Genomic DNA, 26,703 nt, shown 5'->3' with positions numbered 1-26,703 from the left:
TCTATGCCCGGGCGAAGTGGCAGGCCGCCAGATGGTCCGCCTTGCCATGGGCCACAAGGGCCGGCTCGGACTGGGCGCAAAGTTCGACGGCCATCGGACACCGGGTGCGGAAAGCACAGCCGGATGGCGGGTTCATCGGATTGGGCAAATCGCCCTTGGCGATCAGCCCGTCAGTATCAGACCTGCCACCGATCTGCGGGATCGCGGCGAGGAGCGCCCGTGTGTAGGGGTGGGACGGGCTGTCGAACACGTCCTCGGTCTTGCCCTGCTCGATGATCCGCCCAAGATACATCACCACCACCTCGTCGGAGATGTGACGCACCACGGACAGATCGTGCGAGATGAACACATAGGTCAGTCCGAGGTCTTTCTGGAGCTTCATCAAGAGGTTGATGACCTGCGCCTGGATCGAAACGTCCAGCGCCGACACCGCTTCGTCCAGAATAAGCACATCCGGATTAAGCGCAAGCGAGCGCGCAATGGCGATACGCTGGCGCTGTCCGCCGGAAAATTCGGGCGAACGGCGCAGACCGGCCTCAGGCGGCAGACCCACATATTCGAGCAGCTCGTTGACCCGCGCACGGCTGTAATTACCCGAAATCCGCAGCGGCTCGGCGATCACGTCATGAATGGTCATGCGCGGATCGAGCGAGGAATAGGGGTCCTGGAAGACCACCTGCAGTTCCTTGCGCTTGTTACGCAGGGCCTGTCCGCGGAGCGTGAAGAATGGCTCGCCGTTGAGATAGACCTCCCCGCCACTGGCCTCGGCCAGGCGCAGCAGCACGCGCGCCAACGTGGACTTGCCGCAACCGGATTCGCCCACAATCCCGAGCGTCTTGCCGCTCTTGAGATCGAAGGAAATGTCGCGCAGGGCATGCAGCTTGTGCGGGCGGAATGCCTTTCCGCGCACGTTGAAGACCTTGTTGAGGTGCTCGACCTTGAGCGCCGATTTCAGCTGGGTATCCGCATCGTTTGCAGCGACATGATCGACCGGCGCGGCACTCAGTGCCCGCTGTTCGGCCAGCCAGTCAGGGGTCACCTCGGCGAAATGGCACGCCACGTTGCGATCACTGTCGGTGGCGCGCAATGCCGGGTCCGACGCGCTGCATTCGGGCCGGTTCTGGCCGATGGCGCAACGCGGCTGGAACGCACAGCCCTGCGGACGCTTGCGGGGATCGGGAACAAAGCCCGGGATCGAATAGAGCGCGGAAACCTTTTGGTCGACCTTGGGCAGGCTGGCGATCAGGCCCGCGGTATACGGGTGCTCAGGCGTATCGAACAGCTTGCTGCCGGGCGCCTGTTCGACGACGCGGCCGGAATACATGACCGCGAGGCGATCCGCATATTCGGAGACGAGTCCAAGGTCGTGGGTGATCAGCACCATGGCCGCGCCGGTACGGGCGCGCACTTCGGCCAACACTTTCATCACCTGGGCCTGGATAGTGACGTCGAGCGCCGTGGTCGGCTCGTCGGCAATCAGCAGGTCCGGCTCATTGGCCATGGCCATGGCGATGACCACGCGCTGGCGCATGCCGCCCGAAAACTCGTTCGGAAACTGGGTCGCACGGCGTTCGGGGTTGGGGATACCCACGAGCGACAGCAACTCGATGACGCGCGCCTGGATCTCGGCGCCCGATTTTTTCGGATTGTGCAGCCGGATCGCCTCGGCGATCTGGTCGCCGATCTTGAGCACCGGGTTCAGCGTGGTCAGTGGGTCCTGGAAGATGATCGAGACCGACTTGCCCCGGACCTTGCGCAGTTCGGCAAAGCTGAGGCTCGTCAACTCCTGGCCGCGCAGTACGATGCTGCCTCCGGCAATGCTGAGGCCGGGGCCAAGCAGGCCGAGCACGGCCAGCATGGTCAGGCTCTTGCCCGAACCGGACTCGCCGACAATGCCGAGGACTTCGTTCTCATAGACGTCGAAGGAGACATCGCGGACCAGTTCGATGACGCCGCCATCGGCCGCTTTGGCGTTGATGGAGAGGTTTCGAACGCTCAGGACGGTAGCAGGAGCCGTCGAAACGGCAGGCGCTGTTGCAAGCGTCATGACACCATCTCCAGATCGTTTTCCTTGGTGAAGGCCTGGGACAGGAACTGGAATCCGGCGACCAGAATGAACAGGGCGATACTCGGGAGCATGGCCAGGTGCGGCGCGAGGGAAAGATAGTTCTGCCCTTCCGAAACCATCATGCCCCAACTGGGGAGTGGCGGTTGAACACCGAGACCGAGATAGCTGAGAGAAGCCTCGAGCACAATGATCATGCCGAATTCGTAGGAGCCCACGATCAGCATTTGTGGCAGCACATTGGGCAGCAGATGCTGGCGTATGTTCCAGGTCGCGGACGCCCCCTGGACGCGGGCAGAGAGAATGAACTCACGCTCGCGCAGGCTCAGGGTCATCCCGCGCGCCACGCGGCCATAGGCGACCCAACTGGTCAGGCCAAGCAGAATGGCCAGGTTGAAAACACTCGGCCCGACGATGGCGGTAACAGCGATGAGCAGCAGCACCCGCGGGATGGAGAGCTGGAGGTCCGCAAGGCCCATGATTACGGCTTCGACAGGACCGCGAAAATATCCAGCGATGAGGCCGAGGGTGACACCCAGGACCAGGCTCACGGCCACGGCGCCAAGACCGATCAGCGTGGACACCTGACCGGCAAGAGCCAGCCGGGAAAGAAGATCGCGGCCCAGCGTGTCGGTTCCCAGCAGGAAGGTCTTCCCATCGAAGGAAGTCCCGCCCATGGGCAACAATGTCGCTCCCAGATCCTGGGTATAGGGATCATAGCCCGGCAGCAGCGGAATGAGGATGACCAGGATGGCCATAACAAGCAGCAGCACGCCGGCCGTCGCCTGGGAAAATGAAATTCGGGCCATCAATTGAGCCTCACGCGGGGATCGAGAAATCCGTAGAGGATATCGACGATCAGGTTGATGACGACAAAGACGAGCGAGATGAGGAACACCCCGGCCACAATGACGGGGAAGTCGCGCTGGCTGACCGATTGCACGATCAGGCGGCCGACGCCGGGCCAGCTGAAAACGGTCTCTGTAACCACCGTCCCGCCCAGCAGCATGCCCAGATTGATGCCGGCTACGGTGATCAGGGGCAGCAGGGCATTGGGCAGCATGTGCTTGAGAAGGACCTGGATGCGCCCCTGCCCCTTTGCATAGGCGGTGCGGACATAGTCGTTGCGCTGCTCGGCCGAGAGGGAGGCATTGAAGAGGCGCAGATAGAGCGCCAACTCGTACGTCCCCAGGGTCAGCGCCGGAAGTATGAGGTGCGCAAATGTACCGCGTCCGTAGGACGGCAGCCACCTGAGCCAGACCGAGAATATGAGGATCATCACCAGGCCGAACGAAAAGACCGGAATGGCCTGCCGCCCAAGCGCCGCCCAGGTAATGACGTCACGCACCCATCCCTGGCGCGTCAATCGCATCAAAATACCGAGGACAAACGCCAATCCGATGCCGACTGCAAATGATGCGACGGCGAGTTCCATGGTTGCCGGGACACGCTCGAGTACCAGATCCATGGCGGGCACGGCTTGTCGTAAGGACATGCCGAAATCACCGGTCATCGCATTTCCCATGAACAGCAGGTACTGGATGAACAGCGGCTGATCGAGGCCGAGCGCCGAGCGCAGTCGCGCGGCGTCTTCCGGCGATGCCTCCGGCGGCAAGAGCAAAACGGACGGATCGCCCGCCAGTCGCGTCAGGAAAAACGCCGCGGTAATCACTCCCGCTATCGTCAGAACTGACTGCAACAGCCGCTTGAAGATAAAGCCTGCCATATCGCCTCCTACACGCCAGCTGGACCGAAATTGCCTTTGCGCAATTCACTCCATGCCAAGCTGAACATGAGAAAGGCTAAAACGCGATCCGAAAACTGTCAACAGTAGACAATGACAGGTTTCGCCTTTAGCGTATTCCGGAGTGGTGAGCTGCCCCACAGGGGCATCGCTCAGAGCGACGGTCTACAGAAAAAGGACAGGACATGAAAGCAGCAGTCGTTTGGAAAGCTGGCGAGCCGATGACGATCGAGAACGTCACGATCGAGAAGCCGAAGAGCCGTGAAGTGCTTATCCGCACAGCTTACGCCGGCATCTGCCACTCAGATCTTCACTTCGCTGACGGCACCTATCCTCATCCAATGCCCTATATTCCTGGTCACGAGGCGTCGGGCATCGTGGAAGCGGTGGGCGAGGATGTTACCCACGTGAAGCCGGGCGATCATGTCGTTGGCTGTCTCTCTGTCTTCTGCGGCACCTGCGCGCAGTGCACCACCGGCCACCCCAGCCTGTGCGAATCCGACACACCCAAGCTGCCCGCCGGCGTTGCCCGCCGCATGTTCCTCAATGGCGAGGTGATTCATCAGTCCTCCAACCTCTCCGCCTTCGCCGAGCAGATGCTGGTGCATGAAAACGCCGTGGTGAAGATCGACCGTGACCTGCCGCTCGACCGCGCTGCCCTCGTCGGCTGCGGTGTCCTGACAGGCGTTGGCGCCGTGATCCATGCCGCCAAGGTGAAGCCCGGCTCGACTGTCGCCGTGATCGGTTGCGGCGGCGTTGGCCTCTCCGTTATTTCCGGTGCGCTGCTGGCGGGTGCCGGACGCATCATCGCCATCGACCGTCTGGACAGCAAGCTCGAGCTCGCCAAGCAGCTCGGCGCGACCGACGTTATCAACGCCACCGACATTGACCCCGTCGGCCAGGTGATGGAATTGACCAAGGGCGGCGTGCACTATTCGTTTGAAGCACTTGGCCTCCAGGTCACTGCGGACCAAGCCTTCCGCATGCTGCGCATGGGCGGCACCGCCACGCTGCTCGGCATGTTCAAGCCCGGCTCCAAGCTTGAGTTCGAAGGCTCGCTGTTCATCAAGGACCGGAAGATCCAGGGCTCGTCCATGGGTTCGAACCAGTTCCGCGTCGACATCCCGAACCTGCTCAACTTCTACAAGCAGGGCCGCCTCAAGCTCGATCACCTGATCAGCGACCGGATCGAACTGGAGCAGGTCAACGATGGCTTCAAGAACCTCTATGGCGGCACGCCTGTGCGCCAGATCATCGACTTTCACGCCGAGGTCTAATCCATGACTGCACAACTCCCCGAGTTGCAGCCGGCAACGCGCGCCTTTCTGGCGCGCCAGCTCGGCCACTTCATCAACGGCAAGATCGTCATCCCCGCCGGCGCAGCCCAGTCCAACGTCATGGATCCGGGTCGCGGCAGCCTGCTGACGCAGGTTCCGACCGGCACCAGCTCCGATGTCGACAGCGCCGTCAGCGCAGCGCGAGCCGCCTTCACCAAGGGCGCATGGCGGGATATGAAGCCCAACATGCGCTCGCGCGTGATGTGGAAATTCGCCGATCTCATCGAGGAACACACCCAGGTCCTGGCGGAACTGGAATCACTTAACGCCGGACTGCCGATCGGCGCCGCCAAGCTCGGTCACATCGGCACATCGGTGGACCTTCTCCGATATGCTGCCGGTTGGCCGACAAAGCTGCTGGGCCGCACCATTCCAGTGTCCGCTCCGGGCGAATGGCATGCCTATACGCTACGGGATCCCGTGGGCGTCGTCGCCCAGATCGTGCCGTGGAACGGCCCGCTCATGATGGCGGCGTGGAAGCTCGCGCCCGCGCTGGCAACCGGTTGCACCATTGTGCTCAAGCCGGCAGAGCAGACACCTCTTACCGCCATCTATCTGGCTGAACTGGCCATCGAAGCCGGCATTCCCGAGGGTGTGTTCAACGTCGTCCTCGGCGGCGCCGAAGTGGGCAGCGCCCTGTCGTCGCATCAGGACGTCGACAAGATCGCCTTCACCGGGTCGACCGGGGTCGGCCGCGCCATCGCCGTTGCGGCAGCGCAGTCCAATTTCAAGCGCGTCACCCTTGAACTGGGCGGCAAGAGTCCGGTCATCGTCTTTCCCGATGCCGACCTCTCAGCCGCCATCCCGGCCATCGCCGCGGGCATCTTCTCCGGCGCCGGCCAGATCTGCACCGCCGGTTCACGCCTTTACGTGCACGAGAAGGCCTTCGACCGCGTGCTGGAAGGCGTTGCAGAAGCCGCTGGCAAGCTCAAGGTCGGCTACGGCCTCGATCCCGCAACCAATATGGGCCCGCTGATCACTGCGGCGCACCGTGACCGCGTTGCCGGCATGACCGAGCGCGCGGTTCGGGATGGCGCTTCGGTTATCACCGGCGCATCCGCCATCGAGGGCGACGGCTATTACTATCAGCCGACCATCCTGGCCAATCTGACCCCTGACTCGAGCATTGTGCGCGAAGAAGTGTTCGGTCCGGTCCTATCGGCACTGCGCTTTGGCGACGACGATCTCGACGCCATCGCCGCAGAGGCCAACTCCAGCGTCTATGGCCTCGCTGCCAGTATCTTCACCAAGGATTTCTCCCTGGCACACAAGATGGCGGCACGGGTCCGCGCTGGCACGATCGGTATCAACCGGCACTTCGTCGGCGACAGTGCGCTGCCATTCGGCGGCTTCCGCCAGTCCGGCTGGGGGCGCGAGAAGGGCGAAGAGATGTTCAACGCCTATCTCGAAACCAAATCCGTGGCGGCGCCGCTCTAATCGGATCGGATCTCCAGTATGACAAAGGGCCCGGCAGATCACTCTGCCGGGCCCTTTTTATTTACTGTGTCCGCAAATGTTACGAGGCGGCATCGACCTTGGACAGGGCGGAAACAGCTTCGTCTGTCGACATGACGTCGGCATATTTCGCGTTCATGTCGAAAAGATTGACCTTATGAGATGTCAGCGAGCGGTCATAGACGGCGTCGTGTGGCACGACCACGCGATAATTATAGGCGAAGCCGTCGACTACGCTGCCGCGCACGCACCCGCTGGTGGTGCACCCGGTCACGACCAGCGTGTCGATGCCGCGCTCCACCAGATAGCTCACGAGAGGCGTGCCAAAGAAGGCGCTGGGGTGACGCTTGGGAAGGAGAATATCGCCGGGCTGAGGCGCCACTGGCGGCACGAATTCGTAGCCCTTGGCGGCAACACCCATCAGGGCAGGCACCTTGGCAGCGAGGCGACCGGTGTCGAAGTTCTCTTTTGGCGCAACATAGGGATAGATGATCGGCCAGCCCTTTTCGCGGAACTGGGCAACCAGCTTTTCGATCTGCGCGACGGCTTGCCAGCCGACTTCACCGCACGAGGTCGGGAATTCCTTGATCGATTCCCAGAACGGCTTTGGTTCGGTGCCGACGGTGCGGTACTGCACGTCGATAATCAGAAGCGCAGGCTTGCTGCCCACGCCACTCGCCCGTCCGAAGCCGGCGGCCTCATAGGCGTCGACTTCGTCCTGTGGAATGACCCCGTCCCAGATATTTTCGCTCACTGCTGACTCCATGAAATCGCGGCTAATGACTTGCCCGATTCAAGTGCCAAAAGTGTGAACTGTCAACAGTTATCAGGCGCTACTCGAACGCCGCCATGGCGCTCAGGCGGGCGTTGCGAAGATGCGTGCGCATCGCCTTCTCGGCCTGGTCGGGATCACGGGCTTCCATCGCCATGACGATATTCTCGTGCTCCACCAGGGCGGCACGCGCACGGCCCGGAAGTGTGCTCGATTTGCGGCGATGAATGCGAAGCTGATAATAGATCTGATCCATCAACAAGCGTTCGATCTGATCGCACTCCGCCGCTTTGATGATGGAGAGATGAAAATCGTCGTCCAGCGAGCGCGGCGAATAGGCGGCACCCGCGGCAACCTCTGGCTGCGCCCGATCCGTATTGAGCAATTCCCGCAATTTGGCGATCTCGTTGTCGGACAAGCGCTCGCACGCAAGCCGGGCACCCATCCCTTCAAGCGCCTCGCGGGCATAGAAAAGATCGATGATATTCTGCTTGGACAACTCGATGACCCGCACGCCGATGCGGGGCGTGCGCGTGACCAGACGACCTTCGAGACGACCGAGAGCCTCGCGCAGAGGTCCCCGGCTAATCCCGAGGCGCCGAGCCAACTCAGCTTCTGACAGGCGAGCCCCAGGAAGGAACTCGCCCGACGTGATCGCGGCAACCACCATGTCCAATGCCTCTGAACTCAGCGAGGCACCTACAATCGGTTGTATCGTACTCATACTTGCTCCCCCGATGGCAGCGCTTTTACGGGCGGCGCCATTTCCTGGCAGACTGTTTACTACAATCTATGGCGCCACCAAGTACAAAGTGTGGCGTCAGGCGACATCACCTGGCAAGTTGAAAACCTTCAAGGCGTTGTCGCGCATAACTTTTCGCTTGGAATGCGGCCGAAAATTCAGCTCGTCCACTTCCTTGACGGCACGTTCGGGGTCAATAACCCACCAATCTGTGCCGAACAGGAATTTGTCTTGGCCAAAAGTATTGGCAAAATGCACAGCCGACGCGCCCCAATGCTTGGGCGCATAGGCATCACCCGCCATATAGACATTCTTGTGCTTGGTCGCGACCGAGATCATCTCTTCGGTCCATGGGTAGCCCAGATGAATGCCGATAATGGTCAACTCGGGGAAGTCGATGGCAATCCGGTCGAGCATCATTGGCTTTGCGACCGTGGCAAGACGGTTATCCGTGCGGTAGACGAGGCAGTGCCCCACCTGCATCATGATCGGAATGCCCAGCTCGGCACAGCGCGCGTAATAAGGGTAGTAGATGGCCGCATCCGGCGCCTGGCCGAACCAATGCGGATAAAGATGAGCGCCGACAAAGCCGAGCTCGTTGACCGCGTAGTCGAGTTCCTTGAGTCCGGCGATACCAAGCAACGGATTGATGCCGGCGACGCCGGAATAGCGATGCGGATACTTCTGCACCGCCTCATGGACATATTCGTATGGGATCTCGGTGGAAGTGCTCATGCGGCGATCACCGCAACGGGCAGCGATCAGCAGCGAGCGCTCGATGCCTGCACGATCCATCTTTTCAATGTATTGCTCTGGCGTCAGGCCCCGGCGATGGTCGTCGGCCATGCGCACTTGGTCGCGGAAATTCTCGTCCGTCGGAACGCGCTTTTCCGCAATCACCTGCGGCGTGTAGAAATTGACCACGATGTCGATGGCCCCATAGCCGTCTTGGGTGGTGCTGGGGTCAAACTGGTATGTATCTGCCAAAGTGGCCTCCTATAAGCCGAAACTAAGAAATATCATCAATACTGTCGACTGTCGACGATTTAGCACTCAAGCGTGCTGCAAGATCGGCAGCTGCAAGCCGGTCGTGCACGCCAACCATGTCCGCAGCGAGCCGCCGCTGCATTCGCACCGGCGTCAATCCGGCGAGGACTGCGGTCAAGAACATGTCGATTGCAGCGTCCAGCTCTTGGCGCTCGCACAGCTCGTCGATCAATCCGGCAGTCAGCGCGGTGCGGGCGTCGATCAGGTCACCGGTACGGGCGCATTCGTCGAGAAACTCGTCCCGCGCCCGCCCGCGCAGCCCGGCGAGGGCCACATGCGGGATCATGCCATGGTGGATTTCAGGCAGGCCGTAACGCGCCGTCGGAACCGATATCGCATAGTCGCATGCACCCAGAAGCCCCATGCCCCCGGCAACGCACGAACCATTGAGACGCGCGATCAACGGAACCTCGAGACCAAAGGCAACGCGCAGGACCGCCCCGAGGCCTGTCGGCCCAGCCGACGCAATATCGGCCCGGATCGCATCCCGATCGGCCAGATTGAGGCCCGCACAAAACGCACGTTCCCCCTGCCCCGTCAGCACGACGACTTTAACATCGGGATCCGCCCCCACTGATTGCAGAAGCGCAGCCAGAGCATGAAATTCGCCGGGGTCGAGCGCGTTGGCGCGCTCGGGATGATTGAGGGTGATGGTGGCGACGGGGCCCTGCCGCCTCAGCAACAGGGCATCGCTTGGTGCGCTCATCGACCCTGACGGCGGTCGAGAATGCGGCGCGGCTTGGCCATCGTCACAGGATCGAAAATCTCGTCACGGGTTGCCAGCTCGATGCGGGGCCGCAGGTTTGTCAGCTTGGTGACCAGCGTTGCGATCTCGGAGCCAAAATTTTCGGCCGAACCCGCCACCGGGGCAAGGCGCACCAACAAGACGTCAGGAGAGAACGGATCGGTTTCCGACTCCGAAGTGACGACGATCTGGTACTCCTCAAGCTGCTCGATCTTGTCGAGCTCGGCTTTGAGATTGCCCAGATTGACCAGCGCGCCCTTGATCTTGATGATGTCGCCGGTGCGAACCGGCTTGGACGACAGGCGAACCGTGGTGCGACCGCAATGCGGACAGGCGGTGTGGTCGAGAGCACCCATATCGCCAACCTTGTAGCGCAGGAACACCGTGCCGCGGCGGTTGAGATGCGTGATCGCCAGCATGCCGTTTTCGCCATCGGGAAGGCGCGCGCCGGTCTCCGGATCGACCACTTCGTGGAAGACCTGATCGGGCAGCGAGCTATGGAAGCCCGAGCCATCACAGCATTCCACCATGGTGCCGCCCTGTTCGGTCGAGCCGTAGCGATTGACGATCAGGGTATCGGCGCAGTTGAGATTGCGCATGCGCAGACGGAGGTCTTCGCGCATCGCGGGAGAGGCGGCCTCGCCCGTGGTCATGACCATGCGGACATTGGTAAAGTCGGCCCCCAATTCTGCCGCGCGCAGCAGCACGCGGCGGACGAAGCCGGCAACACCCCAGACGACGGTCGCCTTGTGACGGGCGATGGCTTCGACAGCCTCGTCCGTGCTCCGGTTGACCGGGTAATAGTGGTCGACACGACCGGTATTGGCGATCAGCATCGCCGCACCGACTGCAGCCGCCTCGTCCGGGCCGCGCGAATAAGCGCCCATCGGGAAAGAGGTCTGGGGGAAGAGGTTGGCGATCAAATCGGTATTCTTGAGGCCGATCAGATCCTGCCGCGTGCGGAACAAATCCTGGTAGGCGAAGTGGTCATGGTTGGTCACGAAGATCGGCGCCGGACGGCCAGTGGTGGTGCCGGTGGTATAGATGATCTTCCACAAGGTCGCTTCGGAGGCCGGAAGGCCCTCGGGGCGTAGACGAAACGCTTCAGGGTCGGCGAGGAAATCGGTCTTCGAGGATGGGGGGAGCTTTTGCAGGTCATCGACATTCTGGATGTCGGCGGGCGTCAGTCCCAGATCACGCATCTGCTTGGAATAGAAGGGATGATGCTCGTAGCAAATCTCGACCATCTGGCGCAGCAAACTGTTCTGCAACGCACGCACTGCCTCCAAAGGCTGCCGCTGGATATCCGGCAATGTGTAGTTAGAGGCATCGATGGTCATGATATTCTCCGATGAAATTTCTATTCTGAAACGGCCGCGGGCACAGACCCGCTTGCAAGGCCGGCAGCAGTGCCGGCGAAAATGTCGCTGGGATCGACGATCACACGCACAGGCACCGAGATGCCGCCGAGTGCCGCACCCAAATCATGACCAAGCACAGCCTGCCAGATCGGCGCGTAATGCTCAGGCTGCTTGAGCAGGGTCACCGCCCGACGGGTGAGCCATGCAGGATCGATACGCGGCGGCGCGGTGCGGCGTGACGCATGATCCCTGCGGAAATGCGGATACCACAATTCCTGGTCGCGCAGATGGTGCCAGAGACGCAGCAAATAGCCGCCATCCTCACTCGGGGTGATATCGGGCGCATACTGGGCGCTGAACAGCGCGCGCTCGTCGGCAGAAAGAACTGGCGGCGAACGCAGGATGAGTTCTCCAACCTGATCGGCATGCCGACCAGCGAAATCGAGGGCGAGGGCCGCAGACGTCCCATGCGCATAAAGCGCCACTTCGCCCCAACCAAGGGTGGTCCGCACATCCTCGATCTGCTCGAGCCATATTGCATGGCTGGGCGCGCTTGCCACGAAGGACTCGCCATTGCCCGCCAGTTCCAAGGCAACCACCGGACGATCCTCGGCGAGGCGCTCGATTTCTTCGCGGTGCAGGTCAATGCCGCCCGGCAGGTCGTGCAGAAAGATCAGCGGCACGCCATCGCGCTGCAATCCGGCGCCAATGACCCGGACACAGCCGTGACGGGTAACGATATAGTCCTCAAGAGACATTGGCAGCGCCGAAGCCTCGAAGCCCGAGAAATAATCTGGAACGACACCTGCGGCCTTGTGCAGGCGCAGCAATTCGAGTTCCTGCTCAAGGGCAATCTTTGGATCCCGGTCCATGACATGGATGGGTGCGGCAGCGGGATAACGCGGAATGGTCTTGAACTGGCTATCCCCCGGGCGATTGCCCCAGAAGACGGGCACGTCCACCTTGTCGACCAAGGGTAAGGTCTCGTAGCGGAATGCGGCCTGATAGGTCTGGGCATAGGTATCGGCGGCCTCGAGCAACTCCACTGCACCGCGATGCAGGAACTGGACATCGGGCAGGTCGGCGTCGGCGCGGTGCTCCAGGACCGAATAATCCCACGGCCAGAACATGTGCTGCTCGCGATAGCGGAAATAGGCCCAGGTGAGATGCCCACCATCCCAACGCGGTTCGATCGGAGGAAGATATTGGGCAAGCCGCTCGTCGGTATAGGGCGCTGCAAAGATCGGCAGGCCGTCAGTCAGCAGCATGGAAACCATCGCTGGGTGGTTCACTGCCATCTCGAGGCAAACGCTGGCGCCGGTGTGCCGCCCGTACAGAGCAGCCTGCTCGATGCCGAGCGCGCGCATTCCAGCGATGATTATCTCGGCAAGAACCGGGATGGTGATATGCCCGTCTGGAGGCTGAGACAGTCCGAATCCCGGGAGGTCGAAGGCAAAGGTGGTGAACTCGGCTCCCCAGCGCAGCTGCAGGTCCGACATGACCTTTGCCGAACAGGGGCTGGCATGCAGCATGACAATTGCGGGGCCATTGCCCTGACGGATGTAGTGGAGGCGACGGCCATCGACCGTCACGAATCCTCGCACGGCGGATGCGGAGGCCCGAGGGTGCATCTCTAACACAGTCATGCGCTATTCCTCCGAAATTCGCCCTCACAAGGACCTCATGCGCCATCAACTGTTGACAGTTTACAACATACGTCAGAGATTGTGTCTAGTCATATCTAGATCGGATGCGCCGTTGTGGGAACGGCTCATTATGCGGACGCAAGGAGACAAGCGTGACCAAACCAGCGACACGGCTCAAAAGCATTTTGGCTCGCCGAGAAGCCGTGCTTATGCCGGGAGCGCCGAATGCGCTTTTCGCCAACGTAATCCAAGAGTTGGGTTATGAATGCGCCTATATCACCGGCGCTGGTGTTACCAATATGTATCTCGGTGTCCCTGACGTCGGACTCATCACCATGTCGGAAATGGCGCAGCACATCGCCGTCATCGCCGATACTGTAAACATCCCCTTGCTCGTTGACGGTGACACCGGCTTCGGCAATCCGGTGAACACCTACCGGACCGTGCGCACCTATGAACGCGCAGGTGCCGCCGGCATACAGCTCGAAGACCAGAACTTCCCCAAGAAGTGCGGGCACTTCTCCGGCAAGGGCGTCATTCCTGCCGATGAGATGATCCAGAAGATCAAGGCCGCCGCTGACGCCCGTCAGGACGGTGATTTCCAGATCATCGCGCGCACCGACGCGATCGCGGTCAACGGCATCGAAGATGCGATGGACCGTGCACACCGCTATATCGAGGCGGGTGCCGACGTAACCTTCGTCGAGGCCCCCGTGAACCTGCAGGATATCGAACGCGTGGCCCGCGAGCTTCCGGTCCCACAGATCTTCAACTACGTCTTTGGCGGCAAGACGCCCCCGGTCGACCAGGCGAAACTGAAGGAATACGGCTTCGGCGCCGGGCTCTATGCCAATGCCGCACTGCAGGCAGCGCTTTTGTCCGTGCACAATGTCCTGGGCGAATTGCTCAAGACCGGATCGCTGGAAACCGTCAAGGACCAGCTCGCAAGCTTTGAAATGCGCCAGAACGCCGTCCGCAAGGGCGACTTCGACGAAATGGAGAAGCGCTACACCTGAAGCGCAGGCAGTGGCCAGTTGAGGAGAGACACATGTATGATTTGATTATTCATGGCGGCATGGTTGCCTTGCCTGGCCAGCCTCCTGCCCTGCTCGACATCGCCGTGAGGGATGGTCGCGTGGCCGCAATCCTCGAGCCCGGCGGCGACGCGCAGGCAAGCGACCGCCTCGATGCCACCGGCCGCCTCGTGCTGCCAGGGGCGCTCGACGTTCACGTGCATCTCGGGCATGGCAACGACATCTCGTTCCCGCGCGAAGCCGCAGACGCCCAGAGCGAAACGTCCGCCGCTGCCAGCGGCGGCGTGACCACCATCATTCCCTACATACTCTCGGCCAAGGAACATTCGGAGATCTTCGACGAGATCCGGACTGTGACGGAAGCAGGCAGCCATATCGATTTCGGCTACCACCTGATTATTTCCACCGAAGAACAGCTGGCGCAGATCCCGGCCTATATCGCCGATTACGGCGTCCCCAGCTTCAAGATCTTCATGAACAATCGCGGCGGCGAGGGCCAGCGCCTCGGCCTGCCCGACATCGACGACGCCTTCCTCTTCCGTCTCGCCCAGGCCTGCGCCGAGCACGGCGGCCTCGTTTGCCCGCATCCCGAAAACATCGAGGTCGTGCACTTTCTGCGCAATCAGGTGATGGCAAAGGATCCTGAGGGCACCAACGGACTGGCATCGTGGAACGAGTCCCGTCCGCCCTTCGTGGAGGCCGATGCCATCCAGCGCTCCGCACGCCTCGCCCATGCCGCCGGCGCGCCGATCTATATGGTGCACACCTCTTCGGGCGAGGCCCTCGACGCAGCCATCGCAGCCCGCAGGGATGGTGTCGACATCACCGTCGAAACCTGCCCGCACTACCTCACCCACGACACATCCTGGGAAAAGGGCAGTGTCGGCAAGATCAACCCGCCGCTTCGCGAGGCAGAAGATTGCGATGCCCTGTGGCGGGGCATCCAGTCCGGCGCGATCGACACCATCGCTTCCGACCACGTCCATCGCGGCTTTGCCAGCAAGGAGGGCGGCATCTGGAAGGCCTCCCCCGGCTGCCCGGGCGTCGAGACTATCCTGCCGGTCATGCTGACCGAGGGACACCATCGTCGTGGCGTCTCCATCGAGCGCATCGTTTCGCTGGTCAGCGAAAAACCCGCCAAGGCAATGGGCCTCTGGGGCCGCAAGGGCGCCCTGGCACCGGGCTTTGATGCCGATATCGTGCTGGTCGATCTTGAAGCGACCTATACGCTGCAGCGGGACGACGTGAAGAGCAACGCCGGATACAGCATCTACGAGGGGCGCGAATTCACCGGCCGGGTCACCAACACGCTCGTTCGGGGCGTCGAGGTCTACCGTGACGGTCAAATGGTCGGATCCACCGCCGGACATGGGCGCTATTTGCGCCGCAGCCTCAACACCTAGGAAATCCTTCGTGAGCACCACCCCTGCCCCCGTGGCTCGCTTGATCGCCAGCCTGTCTAATGTTCCGGTCGTTACGGAAGATTTGGCGCTATACGCCACCGACGTCTTCTATAATGCCCCCCACGCCCCGGAAGCTGTGTTCCGCCCGCGTGACGAGGACGACGTCGTAAAGCTGGTGAGCGCCGCGCGGGATCTTGGCGTCGGGCTCTATGTCAGGGGTGGCGGTCTGTCCTACAGCTCGGGCTATCTGCCGAACCGCCCCGGATGCGCGCTCATCGACATGTCGGGGCTCGATGCCATCATCGAGCTCAACGCGACAGACCGCTATGTAACGGTGCAGCCCGGCGTCACCTGGTCCGCCCTGCGCGAAGCCCTGCGCCCTCTGGGCCTGACGACCCCGTTCTGGGGCACGTTCTCCGGACGCCACGCGACTATTGGCGCCTCGGTCTCGCAAGGCGCAAAATTCTTCGGCTCTGCCTCTCGCGGCAGCTCTGCAGAATCCGTCATCGGCATGCGGGTTGTCACAGGCGCGGGCGAGGTGGTGGTGACCGGATCCGCAGGGGGCGAAAACACCGGCCCCTTCTTCCGGAACTACGGCCCCGACATCACCGGCATCTTCCTCGGAGACTGTGGCGCCTTCGGCATCAAGACTTCGATCACCCTGCAGCTCATCCCAGCCTCGAAAGGCGAGGCTTATGTCAGCTTCTCCTTCGACGACCCGGCCGCCCAAATGGGCGCGATGGGCCAGATCGGGGCCGAAATGCTGGCCACCGAATGCCAGGGTATGGATCCGTTCTCGGCCCAGTCCCGCATGGTCAGCGAAGGCCTGATCGCTGACATCAAGATCGCTCTCGAGGTCGTCAAGGGCGCGTCCAGCCTCACCGCCGGCGTGCGTGACGCAACGCTGATCGCCTTGCACGGCCGGCGCTTTGCCAAGAAAATTGGCTACCTGATGAATACCGTGGTCGAAGGTGGCGACCAGCACGATGCAGATCGCCGTGCGCGGCGCGTGCGCGCAATAGCCCGCGATGCCGGTGGTCGGGAGATCCCCGCCTCTATCCCGCGCATCATGCGCAACATGCCTTTTCCGCCCATGTCGGGGCTCCTGACACCGTCGGGCAAGCGGATGGCGTGGTTGCACACAGTCGTGCCCAATTCCTCCGGGGGCGAGTGCTTTAACCGCACCGAAGCGATCTTTCAGCGCGACGCGGCAGACCTCAAGGCGCACGGGATTTCACACGGCTACCTGCTGTCGACCCACGGCCCCTCCGGCGTTGGGGTTGAAACTCTGATCCGCTGGTCGGACGCGCCACTGCCACTTCACCTCAGCTTCATGAGCGAGGCGCAGAAAGCTGCCCTGCGCCAACGGCCCGACAACCCAAAAACGCGCGAACGGCTGAAAATCCTGACCAAGGACATCTTGGCGGAATGGCGCCAGCTTGGCGGTGTGCACATGCAGATCGGCCGCAAATATCCCTTCATGGAGACGCGCTCTCCCGCTGTCCGGACGCTGTTCGACGCTCTCAAGAAGCAGTTTGACCCCAGCGGCATTATGAGCCCTGGCAATCTCTTCACCCTCGATCAATAGCTTCATCTTGATATCAAAAAGCCCGGCTCAGCCGGGCTTTTTTGTTTTTGTAAGCACGTGGCCTTTGCCACCCTCAAGGACCCCAAAGAAAAATGGGCTGGCACACGGCCAGCCCATTCGAGATCCAATTCGAGCAGAACTACTCGAATGTATAAAGACGCACGACCTCATCGGGGTAAGGCGTGTATTCGATGTCGGCCTTGACCGCGTAGACCTGCTGCATCTCGTAGAGCGGGATGAATTGACGCTCTTCGGCAGCGATCTGCCAGATCTGCGAGATCATCTCGTTCTTCTTGGTCTCGTCGAGCTCTTCGCGCTGCGCTTTGACGAGGACGTCGATCTCCGGGTTGATGCGACGGAGATGGCCGCCGGATTCGAACACGGTTGCGAGAATGTTCTCGGCGTGGAACTGCGACGAGCCGTAGGCAAAGTAGTAGATCGGGCTCATCTTGTTCTGGACCCAGGCGGGGAAGAACGCCGTGAACTCCATCGGGTTGAGCTGGACCTTGAGCCCTGCCTCGGTCAAATAGCCCGCAATGGCCTGCGCCACTTCATTGGCCATCGGATAGTTGTTGTTGGGGTAGTCGAGCGGGATGGGCGTGCCATCATAGCCGGCTTCCTGGACGAGCTGCTTGGCGAGTGCCGGATCATAGGCAGTCGGCTCGAGCGAGGCGTCGAAACCACCATTGGAGCTCGGGATAAGGCTGCCGGTTGCCTTGCCGGTGCCGCGCATCAGACGCTCGGCAATAGCCTGCCGGTCGATGGCAACGTCCACGGCCTGACGAATCTTGGCATTGTCGAACGGGGCCAGATCCGGGTTCATTTCAAGGAAGGTGACGCGGTAGCCCGGTGCAATGGCAACGCGCACATCCGGGTTTCCACCCACCATGTCCATCAGCGACGGCGCAATGCTAGGCACCAGGTCGATTTCGCCGGAGAGGACGGCATTTGCGCGGGCTGCGTCGGACGGGATTGGACGGAAAATGCCCTTCTTGACCGCTGGCTCGCCGCCAAAATAGTCCGGGAAGGCTTCCAGGACCATGCGGTCATCCTTGACCCATTCAGCCAGGCGGTATGGGCCGGTGCCGATCGGAGCGGTTGCGTAGCCGGTATCGCCGACCTTGTCGAAATAGGCGCGCGACATGACGTAGAGATATTTGATCTGGCGATCGAACATCGCATAGGGCTGGGTCAGCGAGAACTTGACGGTGTTCGCGTCGACGGCCTCGACGGTCTTGACCAGGCGCAGGAACGATCGCACCGGAGACGTGTCGTCGGCCAGCACCTTCTCCGTGGTGAAAACCACGTCGTCGGAGGTCATCAACGAGCCATCGTGGAACTTGATGCCTTCGTGCAGCTTGAAGGTCCACTCGATCAGATCGTCGCTGACGGTCCAGCTTTCGGCCATCTGGGGGATGACTTCGCCGTTGCGGCCGATTTCAGTAAGCGCGTTGAACACGTTCAAGCGCATGTTCAGCCCGATCGGCGATGTGTCCTTGCTCGGGTCGAGCGTCGGCATGTCACCGGAAAGCGCGATGGTGAGTTCTTCCGGCGCGGCAGATGCCGCTGCCGTCAGGGCCAGGAGAGACGAGGCGCCAAACAATGCTGCTACGGCCAGGCCGTGGATTCGCCCAAAATGCTTCATTTACGACATTCCCTTTGGTTTCGTGCACAGCCGGCCCGTCTGCTCCTCGCAGACCGCGACACCCCTCTCAGAGGACGTCCCAGCAAGTATGCAACTAAACTGATAACTGTCAACAGTTGACGAATATCCGCCAGAGTACGTGGCGCCGTTCAGGACGCTTCGCCCTTACCGATGCGAGGATGCAGAGCGTCCGGTCGTCAAAACCGTTGGCCGCGCCTCCTATGGGAATAGCAGAGCGCAACAGCATGACCCGGCCACGAGGCCAGGATAATCTGAAATTAAACAGGGAGGATAAGTGGCGGAGAGAGAGGGATTCGAACCCCCGATAGAGTTGCCCCTATGCCGCATTTCGAGTGCGGTGCATTCAACCGCTCTGCCATCTCTCCGCGAGATCGAAAGCGAACCCGAAAAAGGGATCGCGGCTGGTCGATACGGCGGGGCTTATGACATAGGGATGGACAGCCTGCAACACCCCTTGTGCGCGCTCGTCACAGGAAAAACGACATCTTTCCACTTAATCCCTGCGCGTTCGCTTACAGCAGGGGCGCCTGTCCTATCCTCGATCGCCCCTTCGCCTCACAATTGCGTGCAGCACCGTGCCAATGCCCACGCTTGGGCTAAGGTGCCGAACTGCATGCAAAACGGGAGATTTGTTGTGGTTACCAGACGCAGCCTTGTTGCCGGCCTGGCCGGCTTGCCTATTGTACTGTCAATAAGCCGCGCCGGGCCGGTGCTGGCACAGGAGACGGGCGTGTCCGACACGATTTCGACGAGCGCAGGAGACCTCATCATCCATCCGGTCGACCATGCGAGCCTGGTACTCGAATGGGGCGAGAAGGTTCTCTATGTCGACCCGGTAGGCGGCGCCGAACGCTATTCCAACCTGCCCGCACCGACAGCGATCCTGATTACACACGGCCACGGCGACCATTTCGATGTGCCGACCCTCGAGGCCATCGGCGGCTCTGTGCCGCTTGTCACCAATGCCGATGTCTTCGAGAAACTGCCCGAGGTCCTCAAGGCAAATGCCACCGCCATGGCCAATGGCGATGAGGGTGAAATCGACGGCGTACCAGTCAAGGCCGTGGCCGCACACAATACCACCGAGGACCGGATGCGTTATCACCCGGTTAACGTTGGCAACGGCTATGTGCTAAATTTCGGCGACAGCAAGATTTATGTCGCGGGCGACACCGAGCCGACCGAGGACATGCTGGGGCTGACGGACATCGCGGTGGCCTTCCTGCCGATGAACCTGCCCTTTACCATGACGCCCGAGCAGGCAATCGAGGCGGTCAATGTCTTCAAGCCCAGAATTCTCTATCCCTATCATTATGGCGAGAGCGATCTGTCACCGCTCGAAGCCGGCATCGGCGACCACACAGAGCTTCGCCTGCGGAACTGGTATCCGGACGGCCAGGGCTGAGCCCGCCGCAAGCGCCACGAACGGCCCGAAAGACCTTGACTCTCGGGCCCGTTTTCCCGATAAGCGCCCGATCCATGTGCACCGGTCCGTCCGGCGCACTGGTTTTGTTTGAAAACGCTGCTCGAGGCTGCCGGCCATTTGGCCCATCCGAGAAACCGCAACAGGCAGGCAAGCCGCGGTGCCGCAGGGCGCGACAGAAAAGGGACCGGATGTTTGAACCATTCGGTGTACATATGACTTTCGCTGTCATCAAGACGGGCGGTAAGCAGTACAAGGTTGCTGCGAACGACGTCATCAAGATCGAAAAACTCGACGCTGCCCCAGGTGACATCGTCACCTTCGACCAGGTCCTCATGGTTGGCGACACCATCGGCGCTCCGCTGGTGGAAGGCGCTGTGGTCGCTGCAGAGCTGGTTGAGACCAAGAAGCAGAAGACCGTCATCATCTTCAAGAAGCGTCGTCGCCATAATTCGCGTCGCCGCAACGGTCACCGTCAGCAGCTGACGACCGTTCGCATCACCGAAATCCTGACCGGCGGCGCAAAGCCGACCATTCAGGCCGCTGCCGCCAAGGCAGAAGCTCCGGCTGCTGTTGCTGACGAAGCTCCCGCCAAGAAGGCTGCTGCCAAGAAGCCAGCTGCGTCCAAGACCGACGACGCTGCCGCTGAAAAGCCGGCAAAGAAGGCCCCGGCCAAGAAGGCCGCCCCGAAGGCCGATAAGGAATAAGGAGCTAGACAATGGCACATAAGAAAGCAGGCGGTTCATCCCGCAACGGTCGTGATACCGCCGGCCGTCGTCTTGGCGTGAAGAAGTTTGGTGGCGAAGCTGTCGTCGCCGGCAACATCATCATCCGCCAGCGCGGCACCAAGTGGGCTGTTGGCAACAATGTCGGCCTGGGCAAGGATCACACGATCTATGCCCTGATCGACGGCAATGTTGCGTTCCGCACCCGTGCGAACAATAAAGTTCACGTGTCTGTCGTCCCGGCAGAGGCCGCCGAGTAACCCGGCAGGCCACAACCCGCCGGAGACCTTGTTCCCCGGCAGCGTTTGGCACAACCGAATAGCGAAAAGGGGAACCGGTCGTCCGGTTCCCCTTTTTCCGTTCTGGAGTTTTGCCGTGACCATCGCCAAGGACCGCCTGCCCCTCCGCATCGTGACGGACCGTCTGGTCCTCGCCACGCCGACCACAGCGGATATCCCGGCGATCGCCAAACACTGCAACAACAAGAACGTCCACAAATGGATGGCTCGCCTGCCATTCCCCTATGCGGAGGCCGATGCCCGCTTCTTCATCGAAGAGATCGTGCCCAGCGCCGAGGAGTTCTGCCTTGGCATCTATCATCACCACGTCCTGACCGGGATCGTCGGCCTGCACTTCTCCCAGAACCAGGCGCCCGAGCTGGGCTATTGGCTCGCAGAGGAGCACTGGGGACGCGGGTTTGCCACCGAGGCAGCAATCGCACTTGTTGCTGCCGCAAGGTCTGCCGGCGCCTCCGCGCTGCGGTCCCGCGCGCTGACCGACAATCTTGCCTCGCGCGCCGTGCTGCGCAAAGCCGGGTTCAAAGAGACCGGAACAATCGTCGAAAAGGAAAACAATCTCGCCGGCCGCGAGATGGTGACCCTGTTGCTGGAGTTCGACGATGATTGAGTTGCGCACCGAGCGGCTGACATTGCGGGCCGCCCGCCCCGAGGATGCGCCCTGCTATGCCTTGGGTATCGGCGAATATGCCGTGGCGCGCTGGCTGACCGCCCTGCCCTGGCCCTACACGCTGGGCATGGCTATCGATTGGCTGCGCCATGCCGCCGCGGCGCGGCCGGATTGTCCATTCCTCATTATCGAGCACCCTGAGAGGGGATTGATCGGGAGTGTCTCGCTGAACGAGGAACTCGGCTTCTGGATCGCCAGGCCCCATTGGGGGCGAGGCTATGGCAGGGAGGCGGTGCGTGGCCTCATAGACTGGCATTTTGCCGAGGGCGGCACGGAGATCATCGCCAGTGCCCAGCACGATAACGGCGCGTCCCTCCATTTGACGAACCAACTCGGTTTCCAGCCGGTGGCGCGGCAATATCGTTTCTCCCATGCGCTTCAGCACAATGTGGACCATATTGTCAGCAAGCTGGATCGTGCGCACTGGACAGCCGGAGACAAGCGCCGATGTGCCTGAGAGATGCCTTGCCCGCCGTGATCGAAACCGAACGGTTGCGCCTGCGCGCGCCCGTATCCAGTGATCTCGACGCCATTGTAGCCGGCGCCAACAACTGGAACGTCATCGAGCCCACCGCGTCCCTGCCCTTCCCCTATCTTGCCGAACATGGCCGCGCCTTTATCGCCAAGGGTGCGGCGCGGCGCCAGCAGCACCCCTATGCCATAGCCCTTGGCGAAAGCGACGAAGTGATCGGCATAGCGGGCCTTTACTTCGTCAGTGGAGTGCCCGTGGAGCTCGGCTACTGGCTGGCCGAACCGCAATGGGGCAAGGGCTTTGGCGCGGAATCGGCGGGCGCCTTGGTCGAGGCGGCGGGCCAGAGCGGGATCGACACCATCCGGGCCCGGGTTCTGGCCCACAATCAGGCATCGGCGCGGGTGCTCGAGAAAATCGGCTTCGTGCTGGTCGAGCGGACGCAGAGCATCGTGGAGCGGCATCGCGGCAAGCCTCTGCTCGTACTGGAGTGGCGGCGATGATCCTGCCGGTCTTGCGCGGCTCCAAAGTGTGCCTGCGGGCGCCCAGAGAGGATGACGCCACCCTTCTGGCGCGCTACCTCAATGATTTCGGGGTCTCGGGAAATCTTGCCCGCGTGCCGTTCCCTTATCACCTGGCCGATGCCCGCGCCTGGTTGCACTCACGCCGCCCCGATATTGCGCCCGATGACGCCAATTTCTCCATCGAGCTTGAAGGAGCGGGCTATGTGGGCCATATCGGCTTTCATCCCGGAACTGACGGCCCTGTCATCGGATACTGGCTCGGGCGCCCGTTCTGGGGCCAGGGACTGATGAGCGAGGCCGCCCAGATGTGCGTCGACTGGTTCTTCGAAAAGACCCAGGCGCCGGCGATTTACTCGGGCGCATTTCGTTTCAACGCCGCTTCCCTGGCGATCCAGGGCAAGCTTGGCTTTACTGAAACCGGCCGTTCCTGGCTTCTCTGCCTTGCGCGCGGCGCCGAGGTAGAGCATATCGACACAAAATTGACGCTTGGCGTCTGGAAGGCACGACGCACATGAAATTTCTCGATCAGGCCAAGGTCTATATTCGATCCGGAGCAGGCGGCGGGGGCTCGGTGAGCTTCCACCGTGAAAAATTCATCGAATTCGGCGGCCCCGACGGCGGCAATGGCGGACGCGGCGGCGATGTCGTGGCGGAGTGCGTCGATGGGCTGAACACGCTTATCGACTATCGCTACCAGCAGCATTTTCGCGCCGAGGTCGGCATTCACGGCATGGGCAAGAACCGGACGGGCGCCAATGGCACCGACGCGGTGTTGCGCGTTCCGGTGGGAACCCAGATTTTCGAAGAAGACCAGGAAACGCTGATCGCCGACTTCACCGAAGTCGGCCAGCGCGTCGTGCTGCTCAAGGGCGGCAATGGCGGTTTTGGCAATGCCTATTTCAAGACCAGCTCCAACCAGGCCCCCCGCCATGCCAATCCCGGGCAGGAGGGCGTGGAAAAGGGCATCTGGCTGCGGCTCAAACTGATCGCCGACGCCGGTCTTGTCGGCCACCCCAATGCCGGCAAATCAACTTTCCTCGCCGCTGTCTCGGCGGCCAAGCCCAAGATTGCCGACTATCCCTTCACCACCCTGGCACCCAATCTCGGCGTCGTTCGGGCCGGCGAGCGTGAATTCGTTCTCGCCGATATTCCGGGCCTCATCGAAGGCGCCAGCGAGGGCATCGGTATCGGCGACCGCTTCCTCGGCCATATCGAGCGTTGCGGCGTGCTGATCCATCTGATCGACGGCACTGACGAAGACGTCGCCCACAATTACAAGGCGATCCGCCATGAACTGGCGGCCTATGCCGATGTGCTGGCGGAAAAGCCCGAGATCGTCGTGCTGAACAAGATCGACGCGCTCGACCCCGAGGAGGTCAAGGCCAAGATCAAGGCGATCAAGAAGGTGAGCAAGGCCGAAGTGCGCGCCATTTCGGGCGCCACGGGCGAAGGCGTCCAGCAGATCCTGTTCGACGTCCTGGCCGTGATCGACGCCGAAAAGGCCGAAGAAGCGAAAGCCCAGACGAACAAGATCCAGGAAAAATGGACCCCCTGATGCGTGCCAATGCGCTGGCGCCATTCCGGCGCATTACCATCAAGATCGGCTCCGCGCTTCTGGTCGACAAGGTCGGGAAGTTGCGCAAGGCCTGGCTTGATGGACTGGCCGAGGATATTGCCGTTCTCAAGGAAGGCGGGCGGGAGATCGTTATCGTCTCCTCAGGCGCCATTGCCCTGGGGCGGGGCATCCTCGGACTTTCGGCCGTCGCGCTCACCCTTGAGCAATCTCAGGCGGCCGCCAGCGCCGGGCAAATTGCCCTGTCCCAGGCCTGGGCGGAGGCGCTCGGCCGGCAGAACATCGTCACCGGCCAGATCCTGATCACGCCCAATATCACCGAGGAACGCCGCTACTATCTCAATGCGCGCACCACGATAGCGACGCTTCTGAGCCTGGGCGCCATTCCGATCATCAACGAAAACGACAGCGTCGCCACGGCGGAAATCCGCTATGGCGACAACGACCGGCTTTCGGCGCGTGTCGCCACCATGATCGAGGCGGACTGCCTCGTCCTCCTCTCCGATATCGACGGGCTCTATACGGCGCCACCCGCCAAGGACCCGTCGGCAACCCATATTCCCGTGGTCGAGCGCATCACCCCTTCCATCGAGGCCATGGCGGGCGGAGCGGCCAGCCATTTGTCGCGCGGCGGCATGACCACCAAGGTGGAGGCCGGCAAGATCGCGACCCAGGCCGGCACTGCGATGATCATCGCCAAGGGCACCGAGGCCCATCCGCTGCGGGCGCTGATCGAAGGTGGCACCCACACCCTGTTTCTCCCCGCAACCACGCGCGCCCAATCGCGAAAACGCTGGATCATGGGCACGCTGGCCGTCTCGGGCACGGTGCAGGTCGATGCCGGCGCCGCAGGAGCCTTGCAGAACGGTCGCTCGCTGCTGCCGATCGGCGTGACCCGGATCGGTGGAGAGTTCGAGCGCGGCGACACCATTTCGATCCTCAATCCCGACGGCCGCGAGATCGCCCGCGGACTGGCCGGGCTCGACAGCGCGGATGCGCGCCTTGTCATGGGCAAGCGCAGCGATGTGAGCCAGGAGCTTCTGGGGACGGGCAACCGCACCGAAATGGTGCACCGCGATAATATGGTGCTGCTCGGCGCCAAGGAGGAGGCGAGCCATGAGCTTGGCTGAAGCCATCAATATTACCGATGTGATGGGCCAGATCGGCCGCCAGGCCCGCTCGGCCGCTCGGGCCCTCGCCAGCGCCACCGCCGAGCGCAAATACGCGGCCCTCATCGGCGCGGCCCACGCGGTGCGCGAGCGGCGCGACGAGATTCTGGCGGCCAACGCCATCGACATGGCCAATGCCAGGGCTAAGGGCATGACATCGGCATTCCAGGATCGGCTGCTGCTGACCGAGGCGCGGCTCGACGCCATTGCAGACGCGTTGCGCGCCATTGCCGAATTGCCGGATCCGGTGGGGCGTATCATCGCCGAATGGGACCGGCCCAATGGCCTCCATATCGAGCGCGTGCGGACGCCGCTCGGGGTCATCGGCGTCATCTATGAAAGCCGGCCCAATGTGACGGCCGATGCTGGGGCCCTATGCCTCAAATCGGGCAATGCCGTCATCCTGCGCGGCGGCAGCGACAGCGTGCACTCCTCCCGGGCGCTGGTCGAGTGCCTGCGGCTGGGCCTCAAGCAGTCCGGCCTGCCGGAGGACGGCGTGCAATTGGTGCCGACCACCGACCGGGAGGCCGTAGGCGAAATGCTGCGCGGCCTGTCGGGCAATATCGACGTCATCGTGCCCCGAGGCGGCAAATCGCTGGTGGCGCGCGTACAATCCGAGGCGCGGGTGCCGGTCTTTGCCCATCTCGAGGGCCTCGTGCATGTCTATATCGACCGCTCGGCCGATCTCGACAAGGCCGTGTCGGTGACCCTCAATGCCAAGATGCGCCGGACTGGCATCTGCGGTGCTGCCGAGACGCTGCTGGTGCACAGGGACGTTCTCGACACGCATCTCAGGCCCATCCTCGAGGCGTTGGCCGCCAAGGGCTGCGAAATCCGCGGCGATGCCGTCGTCCAGTCCATGATGGCAACTGTCCTTCCCGCCACCGAGGAGGATTGGAAGACCGAATATGAAGACGCCATCATATCGGTAAAAATGGTGGACAGCATCGAGGCGGCCATCGACCACATCGAGCATTATTCGAGCCACCACACCGAGGCGATCATCGCCGAGGACCCCGCTGCTGTCGAAAAATTCTTCAACGAGATCGACAGCGCCATTCTCGTGCACAATGCCTCGACCCAGTTCGCCGATGGCGGTGAATTCGGCTTCGGCGGCGAGATCGGCATTGCCACGGGCAAGATGCATGCGCGCGGACCGGTCGGGGTCGAGCAGCTGACCAGCTTCAAATATCGCGTGCGCGGCAATGGGCAATTGCGGCCGTGATGATGAAGCGCGTCCCGGCCTGAC

The 26,703-nt window shown here is 61.9% G+C and carries 25 protein-coding genes and 1 tRNA gene; 15 read left to right on the top strand and 11 right to left on the bottom strand.

Features of this window, described 5'->3' with window-relative positions:
• Position 1 precedes the first annotated feature (1 nt).
• The 3 genes from N0P34_RS01845 to N0P34_RS01835 are packed head-to-tail and all read right to left on the bottom strand — an operon-like array spanning position 2 to position 3,791.
• Positions 2–2,047 carry an ABC transporter ATP-binding protein gene (locus tag N0P34_RS01845; protein WP_275605328.1) on the bottom strand — a complete coding sequence of 682 codons (2,046 nt, stop codon included), beginning with the start codon at positions 2,045–2,047 and terminating at the stop codon, positions 2–4.
• Entirely contained in the window at positions 2,044–2,874 is an 831-nt protein-coding gene (locus N0P34_RS01840) for an ABC transporter permease (RefSeq protein WP_275605327.1), read from the bottom strand. Before N0P34_RS01840 ends, N0P34_RS01845 begins: the two co-directional genes overlap by 4 nt.
• Entirely contained in the window at positions 2,874–3,791 is a 918-nt protein-coding gene (locus N0P34_RS01835) for an ABC transporter permease (RefSeq protein ID WP_275605326.1), read from the bottom strand. The genes N0P34_RS01840 and N0P34_RS01835 overlap by 1 nt, the downstream gene beginning before the upstream one ends.
• A gap of 203 nt (positions 3,792–3,994) precedes the next feature.
• Here N0P34_RS01835 and N0P34_RS01830 point away from each other — a divergent pair, with 203 nt between their 5' ends.
• A complete protein-coding gene (locus tag N0P34_RS01830) occupies positions 3,995–5,086 on the top strand; it encodes a Zn-dependent alcohol dehydrogenase (RefSeq protein WP_275605325.1) in 1,092 nt (363 codons plus the stop codon).
• A 3-nt stretch (positions 5,087–5,089) separates the two neighbouring features.
• Positions 5,090–6,583 carry an aldehyde dehydrogenase family protein gene (locus N0P34_RS01825; RefSeq protein WP_275605324.1) on the top strand — a complete coding sequence of 498 codons (1,494 nt, stop codon included), beginning with the start codon at positions 5,090–5,092 and terminating at the stop codon, positions 6,581–6,583.
• 79 nt (positions 6,584–6,662) lie between these two features.
• On the opposite strand, the gene N0P34_RS01820 is transcribed toward N0P34_RS01825, so the two are convergent.
• From N0P34_RS01820 to N0P34_RS01795, 6 genes are all read right to left on the bottom strand, one after another.
• Positions 6,663–7,355 carry an isochorismatase family protein gene (locus tag N0P34_RS01820; RefSeq protein ID WP_275605323.1) on the bottom strand — a complete coding sequence of 231 codons (693 nt, stop codon included), beginning with the start codon at positions 7,353–7,355 and terminating at the stop codon, positions 6,663–6,665.
• A gap of 79 nt (positions 7,356–7,434) precedes the next feature.
• Entirely contained in the window at positions 7,435–8,097 is a 663-nt protein-coding gene (locus tag N0P34_RS01815; RefSeq protein WP_275605322.1) for a GntR family transcriptional regulator, read from the bottom strand.
• 96 nt (positions 8,098–8,193) lie between these two features.
• Positions 8,194–9,102 (bottom strand): amidohydrolase family protein, encoded by a 909-nt coding sequence (locus N0P34_RS01810; RefSeq protein ID WP_275605321.1) that lies wholly within the window; start codon positions 9,100–9,102, stop codon positions 8,194–8,196.
• A 22-nt stretch (positions 9,103–9,124) separates the two neighbouring features.
• The gene (locus tag N0P34_RS01805; RefSeq protein ID WP_275605320.1) at positions 9,125–9,868 is read right to left on the bottom strand and encodes an enoyl-CoA hydratase-related protein; all 744 of its coding nucleotides are present in this window, start codon (positions 9,866–9,868) and stop codon (positions 9,125–9,127) included.
• Positions 9,865–11,247, bottom strand: a complete 1,383-nt coding sequence (locus N0P34_RS01800; protein ID WP_275605319.1) for an AMP-binding protein — start codon at positions 11,245–11,247, stop codon at positions 9,865–9,867. Before N0P34_RS01800 ends, N0P34_RS01805 begins: the two co-directional genes overlap by 4 nt.
• Before the next feature lie 20 nt (positions 11,248–11,267).
• Complete coding sequence (locus N0P34_RS01795) at positions 11,268–12,860, bottom strand: alpha/beta hydrolase (protein WP_275605318.1); 1,593 nt, start codon at positions 12,858–12,860, stop codon at positions 11,268–11,270.
• A 206-nt stretch (positions 12,861–13,066) separates the two neighbouring features.
• On the opposite strand from N0P34_RS01795, the gene N0P34_RS01790 reads away from it, so the two are divergent.
• From N0P34_RS01790 to N0P34_RS01780, 3 genes are read left to right on the top strand one after another with little or no spacing between them, the layout of a single operon-like run.
• Positions 13,067–13,930 (top strand): isocitrate lyase/PEP mutase family protein, encoded by an 864-nt coding sequence (locus tag N0P34_RS01790; protein ID WP_275605317.1) that lies wholly within the window; start codon positions 13,067–13,069, stop codon positions 13,928–13,930.
• A gap of 32 nt (positions 13,931–13,962) precedes the next feature.
• A complete protein-coding gene (locus N0P34_RS01785; RefSeq protein WP_275605316.1) occupies positions 13,963–15,351 on the top strand; it encodes an amidohydrolase family protein in 1,389 nt (462 codons plus the stop codon).
• 10 nt (positions 15,352–15,361) lie between these two features.
• A complete protein-coding gene (locus N0P34_RS01780; RefSeq protein WP_275605315.1) occupies positions 15,362–16,939 on the top strand; it encodes an FAD-binding oxidoreductase in 1,578 nt (525 codons plus the stop codon).
• 139 nt (positions 16,940–17,078) lie between these two features.
• Here N0P34_RS01780 and N0P34_RS01775 read toward each other — a convergent pair whose 3' ends face one another.
• Both N0P34_RS01775 and N0P34_RS01770 read right to left on the bottom strand, forming a co-directional pair.
• On the bottom strand, positions 17,079–18,584 hold the full coding sequence (locus tag N0P34_RS01775; RefSeq protein WP_275605314.1) for an ABC transporter substrate-binding protein: 1,506 nt from the start codon (positions 18,582–18,584) through the stop codon (positions 17,079–17,081).
• A 296-nt stretch (positions 18,585–18,880) separates the two neighbouring features.
• Positions 18,881–18,970 (bottom strand) — tRNA-Ser (locus N0P34_RS01770).
• A 269-nt stretch (positions 18,971–19,239) separates the two neighbouring features.
• On the opposite strand from N0P34_RS01770, the gene N0P34_RS01765 reads away from it, so the two are divergent.
• From N0P34_RS01765 to N0P34_RS01720, 10 genes are all read left to right on the top strand, one after another.
• Positions 19,240–20,010, top strand: a complete 771-nt coding sequence (locus tag N0P34_RS01765; protein ID WP_275605313.1) for an MBL fold metallo-hydrolase — start codon at positions 19,240–19,242, stop codon at positions 20,008–20,010.
• A 233-nt stretch (positions 20,011–20,243) separates the two neighbouring features.
• Entirely contained in the window at positions 20,244–20,735 is a 492-nt protein-coding gene (gene rplU, locus N0P34_RS01760) for a 50S ribosomal protein L21 (protein ID WP_275605312.1), read from the top strand.
• An 11-nt stretch (positions 20,736–20,746) separates the two neighbouring features.
• Positions 20,747–21,013, top strand: a complete 267-nt coding sequence (gene rpmA, locus N0P34_RS01755) for a 50S ribosomal protein L27 (RefSeq protein WP_275605311.1) — start codon at positions 20,747–20,749, stop codon at positions 21,011–21,013.
• 115 nt (positions 21,014–21,128) lie between these two features.
• Positions 21,129–21,659, top strand: coding sequence for a GNAT family N-acetyltransferase (locus N0P34_RS01750; RefSeq protein WP_275605310.1), 531 nt, complete (start codon positions 21,129–21,131; stop codon positions 21,657–21,659).
• Positions 21,652–22,176, top strand: a complete 525-nt coding sequence (locus N0P34_RS01745; RefSeq protein WP_275605309.1) for a GNAT family N-acetyltransferase — start codon at positions 21,652–21,654, stop codon at positions 22,174–22,176. Before N0P34_RS01750 ends, N0P34_RS01745 begins: the two co-directional genes overlap by 8 nt.
• Entirely contained in the window at positions 22,167–22,691 is a 525-nt protein-coding gene (locus tag N0P34_RS01740; protein WP_275605308.1) for a GNAT family N-acetyltransferase, read from the top strand. The genes N0P34_RS01745 and N0P34_RS01740 overlap by 10 nt, the downstream gene beginning before the upstream one ends.
• Positions 22,688–23,227, top strand: a complete 540-nt coding sequence (locus N0P34_RS01735; RefSeq protein WP_275605307.1) for a GNAT family N-acetyltransferase — start codon at positions 22,688–22,690, stop codon at positions 23,225–23,227. Before N0P34_RS01740 ends, N0P34_RS01735 begins: the two co-directional genes overlap by 4 nt.
• Positions 23,224–24,267 carry a GTPase ObgE gene (gene obgE / locus N0P34_RS01730; RefSeq protein ID WP_275605306.1) on the top strand — a complete coding sequence of 348 codons (1,044 nt, stop codon included), beginning with the start codon at positions 23,224–23,226 and terminating at the stop codon, positions 24,265–24,267. The genes N0P34_RS01735 and obgE overlap by 4 nt, the downstream gene beginning before the upstream one ends.
• Complete coding sequence (proB, locus tag N0P34_RS01725; RefSeq protein ID WP_275605305.1) at positions 24,267–25,415, top strand: glutamate 5-kinase; 1,149 nt, start codon at positions 24,267–24,269, stop codon at positions 25,413–25,415. Before obgE ends, proB begins: the two co-directional genes overlap by 1 nt.
• The gene (locus tag N0P34_RS01720; RefSeq protein WP_275605304.1) at positions 25,402–26,679 is read left to right on the top strand and encodes a glutamate-5-semialdehyde dehydrogenase; all 1,278 of its coding nucleotides are present in this window, start codon (positions 25,402–25,404) and stop codon (positions 26,677–26,679) included. Before proB ends, N0P34_RS01720 begins: the two co-directional genes overlap by 14 nt.
• Positions 26,680–26,703: the final 24 nt, after the last annotated feature.

Source organism: Devosia sp. FJ2-5-3 (assembly GCF_029201545.1).
Classification (GTDB): domain Bacteria; phylum Pseudomonadota; class Alphaproteobacteria; order Rhizobiales; family Devosiaceae; genus Devosia.
The sequence above is the reverse complement of the archived record's forward strand: the minus strand, read 5'-3'. Positions and strand labels throughout refer to the sequence as shown.

Bases quoted from the DNA above. Each gene is read 5' to 3' on its own strand.
- N0P34_RS01720 (WP_275605304.1), top strand. From the start codon at position 25,402: ATGAGCTTGGCTGAAGCCATCAATATTACCGATGTGATGGGCCAGATC.
- N0P34_RS01805 (WP_275605320.1), bottom strand. From the start codon at position 9,868: ATGAGCGCACCAAGCGATGCCCTGTTGCTGAGGCGGCAGGGCCCCGTC.
- N0P34_RS01740 (WP_275605308.1), top strand. From the start codon at position 22,167: ATGTGCCTGAGAGATGCCTTGCCCGCCGTGATCGAAACCGAACGGTTG.
- N0P34_RS01735 (WP_275605307.1), top strand. From the start codon at position 22,688: ATGATCCTGCCGGTCTTGCGCGGCTCCAAAGTGTGCCTGCGGGCGCCC.
- N0P34_RS01840 (WP_275605327.1), bottom strand. From the start codon at position 2,874: ATGGCCCGAATTTCATTTTCCCAGGCGACGGCCGGCGTGCTGCTGCTT.
- N0P34_RS01835 (WP_275605326.1), bottom strand. From the start codon at position 3,791: ATGGCAGGCTTTATCTTCAAGCGGCTGTTGCAGTCAGTTCTGACGATA.
- N0P34_RS01815 (WP_275605322.1), bottom strand. From the start codon at position 8,097: ATGAGTACGATACAACCGATTGTAGGTGCCTCGCTGAGTTCAGAGGCA.
- proB (WP_275605305.1), top strand. From the start codon at position 24,267: ATGCGTGCCAATGCGCTGGCGCCATTCCGGCGCATTACCATCAAGATC.
- rpmA (WP_275605311.1), top strand. From the start codon at position 20,747: ATGGCACATAAGAAAGCAGGCGGTTCATCCCGCAACGGTCGTGATACC.
- N0P34_RS01845 (WP_275605328.1), bottom strand. From the start codon at position 2,047: ATGACGCTTGCAACAGCGCCTGCCGTTTCGACGGCTCCTGCTACCGTC.
- N0P34_RS01745 (WP_275605309.1), top strand. From the start codon at position 21,652: ATGATTGAGTTGCGCACCGAGCGGCTGACATTGCGGGCCGCCCGCCCC.
- N0P34_RS01800 (WP_275605319.1), bottom strand. From the start codon at position 11,247: ATGACCATCGATGCCTCTAACTACACATTGCCGGATATCCAGCGGCAG.
- rplU (WP_275605312.1), top strand. From the start codon at position 20,244: ATGACTTTCGCTGTCATCAAGACGGGCGGTAAGCAGTACAAGGTTGCT.
- N0P34_RS01775 (WP_275605314.1), bottom strand. From the start codon at position 18,584: ATGAAGCATTTTGGGCGAATCCACGGCCTGGCCGTAGCAGCATTGTTT.
- N0P34_RS01830 (WP_275605325.1), top strand. From the start codon at position 3,995: ATGAAAGCAGCAGTCGTTTGGAAAGCTGGCGAGCCGATGACGATCGAG.
- N0P34_RS01825 (WP_275605324.1), top strand. From the start codon at position 5,090: ATGACTGCACAACTCCCCGAGTTGCAGCCGGCAACGCGCGCCTTTCTG.
- obgE (WP_275605306.1), top strand. From the start codon at position 23,224: ATGAAATTTCTCGATCAGGCCAAGGTCTATATTCGATCCGGAGCAGGC.
- N0P34_RS01785 (WP_275605316.1), top strand. From the start codon at position 13,963: ATGTATGATTTGATTATTCATGGCGGCATGGTTGCCTTGCCTGGCCAG.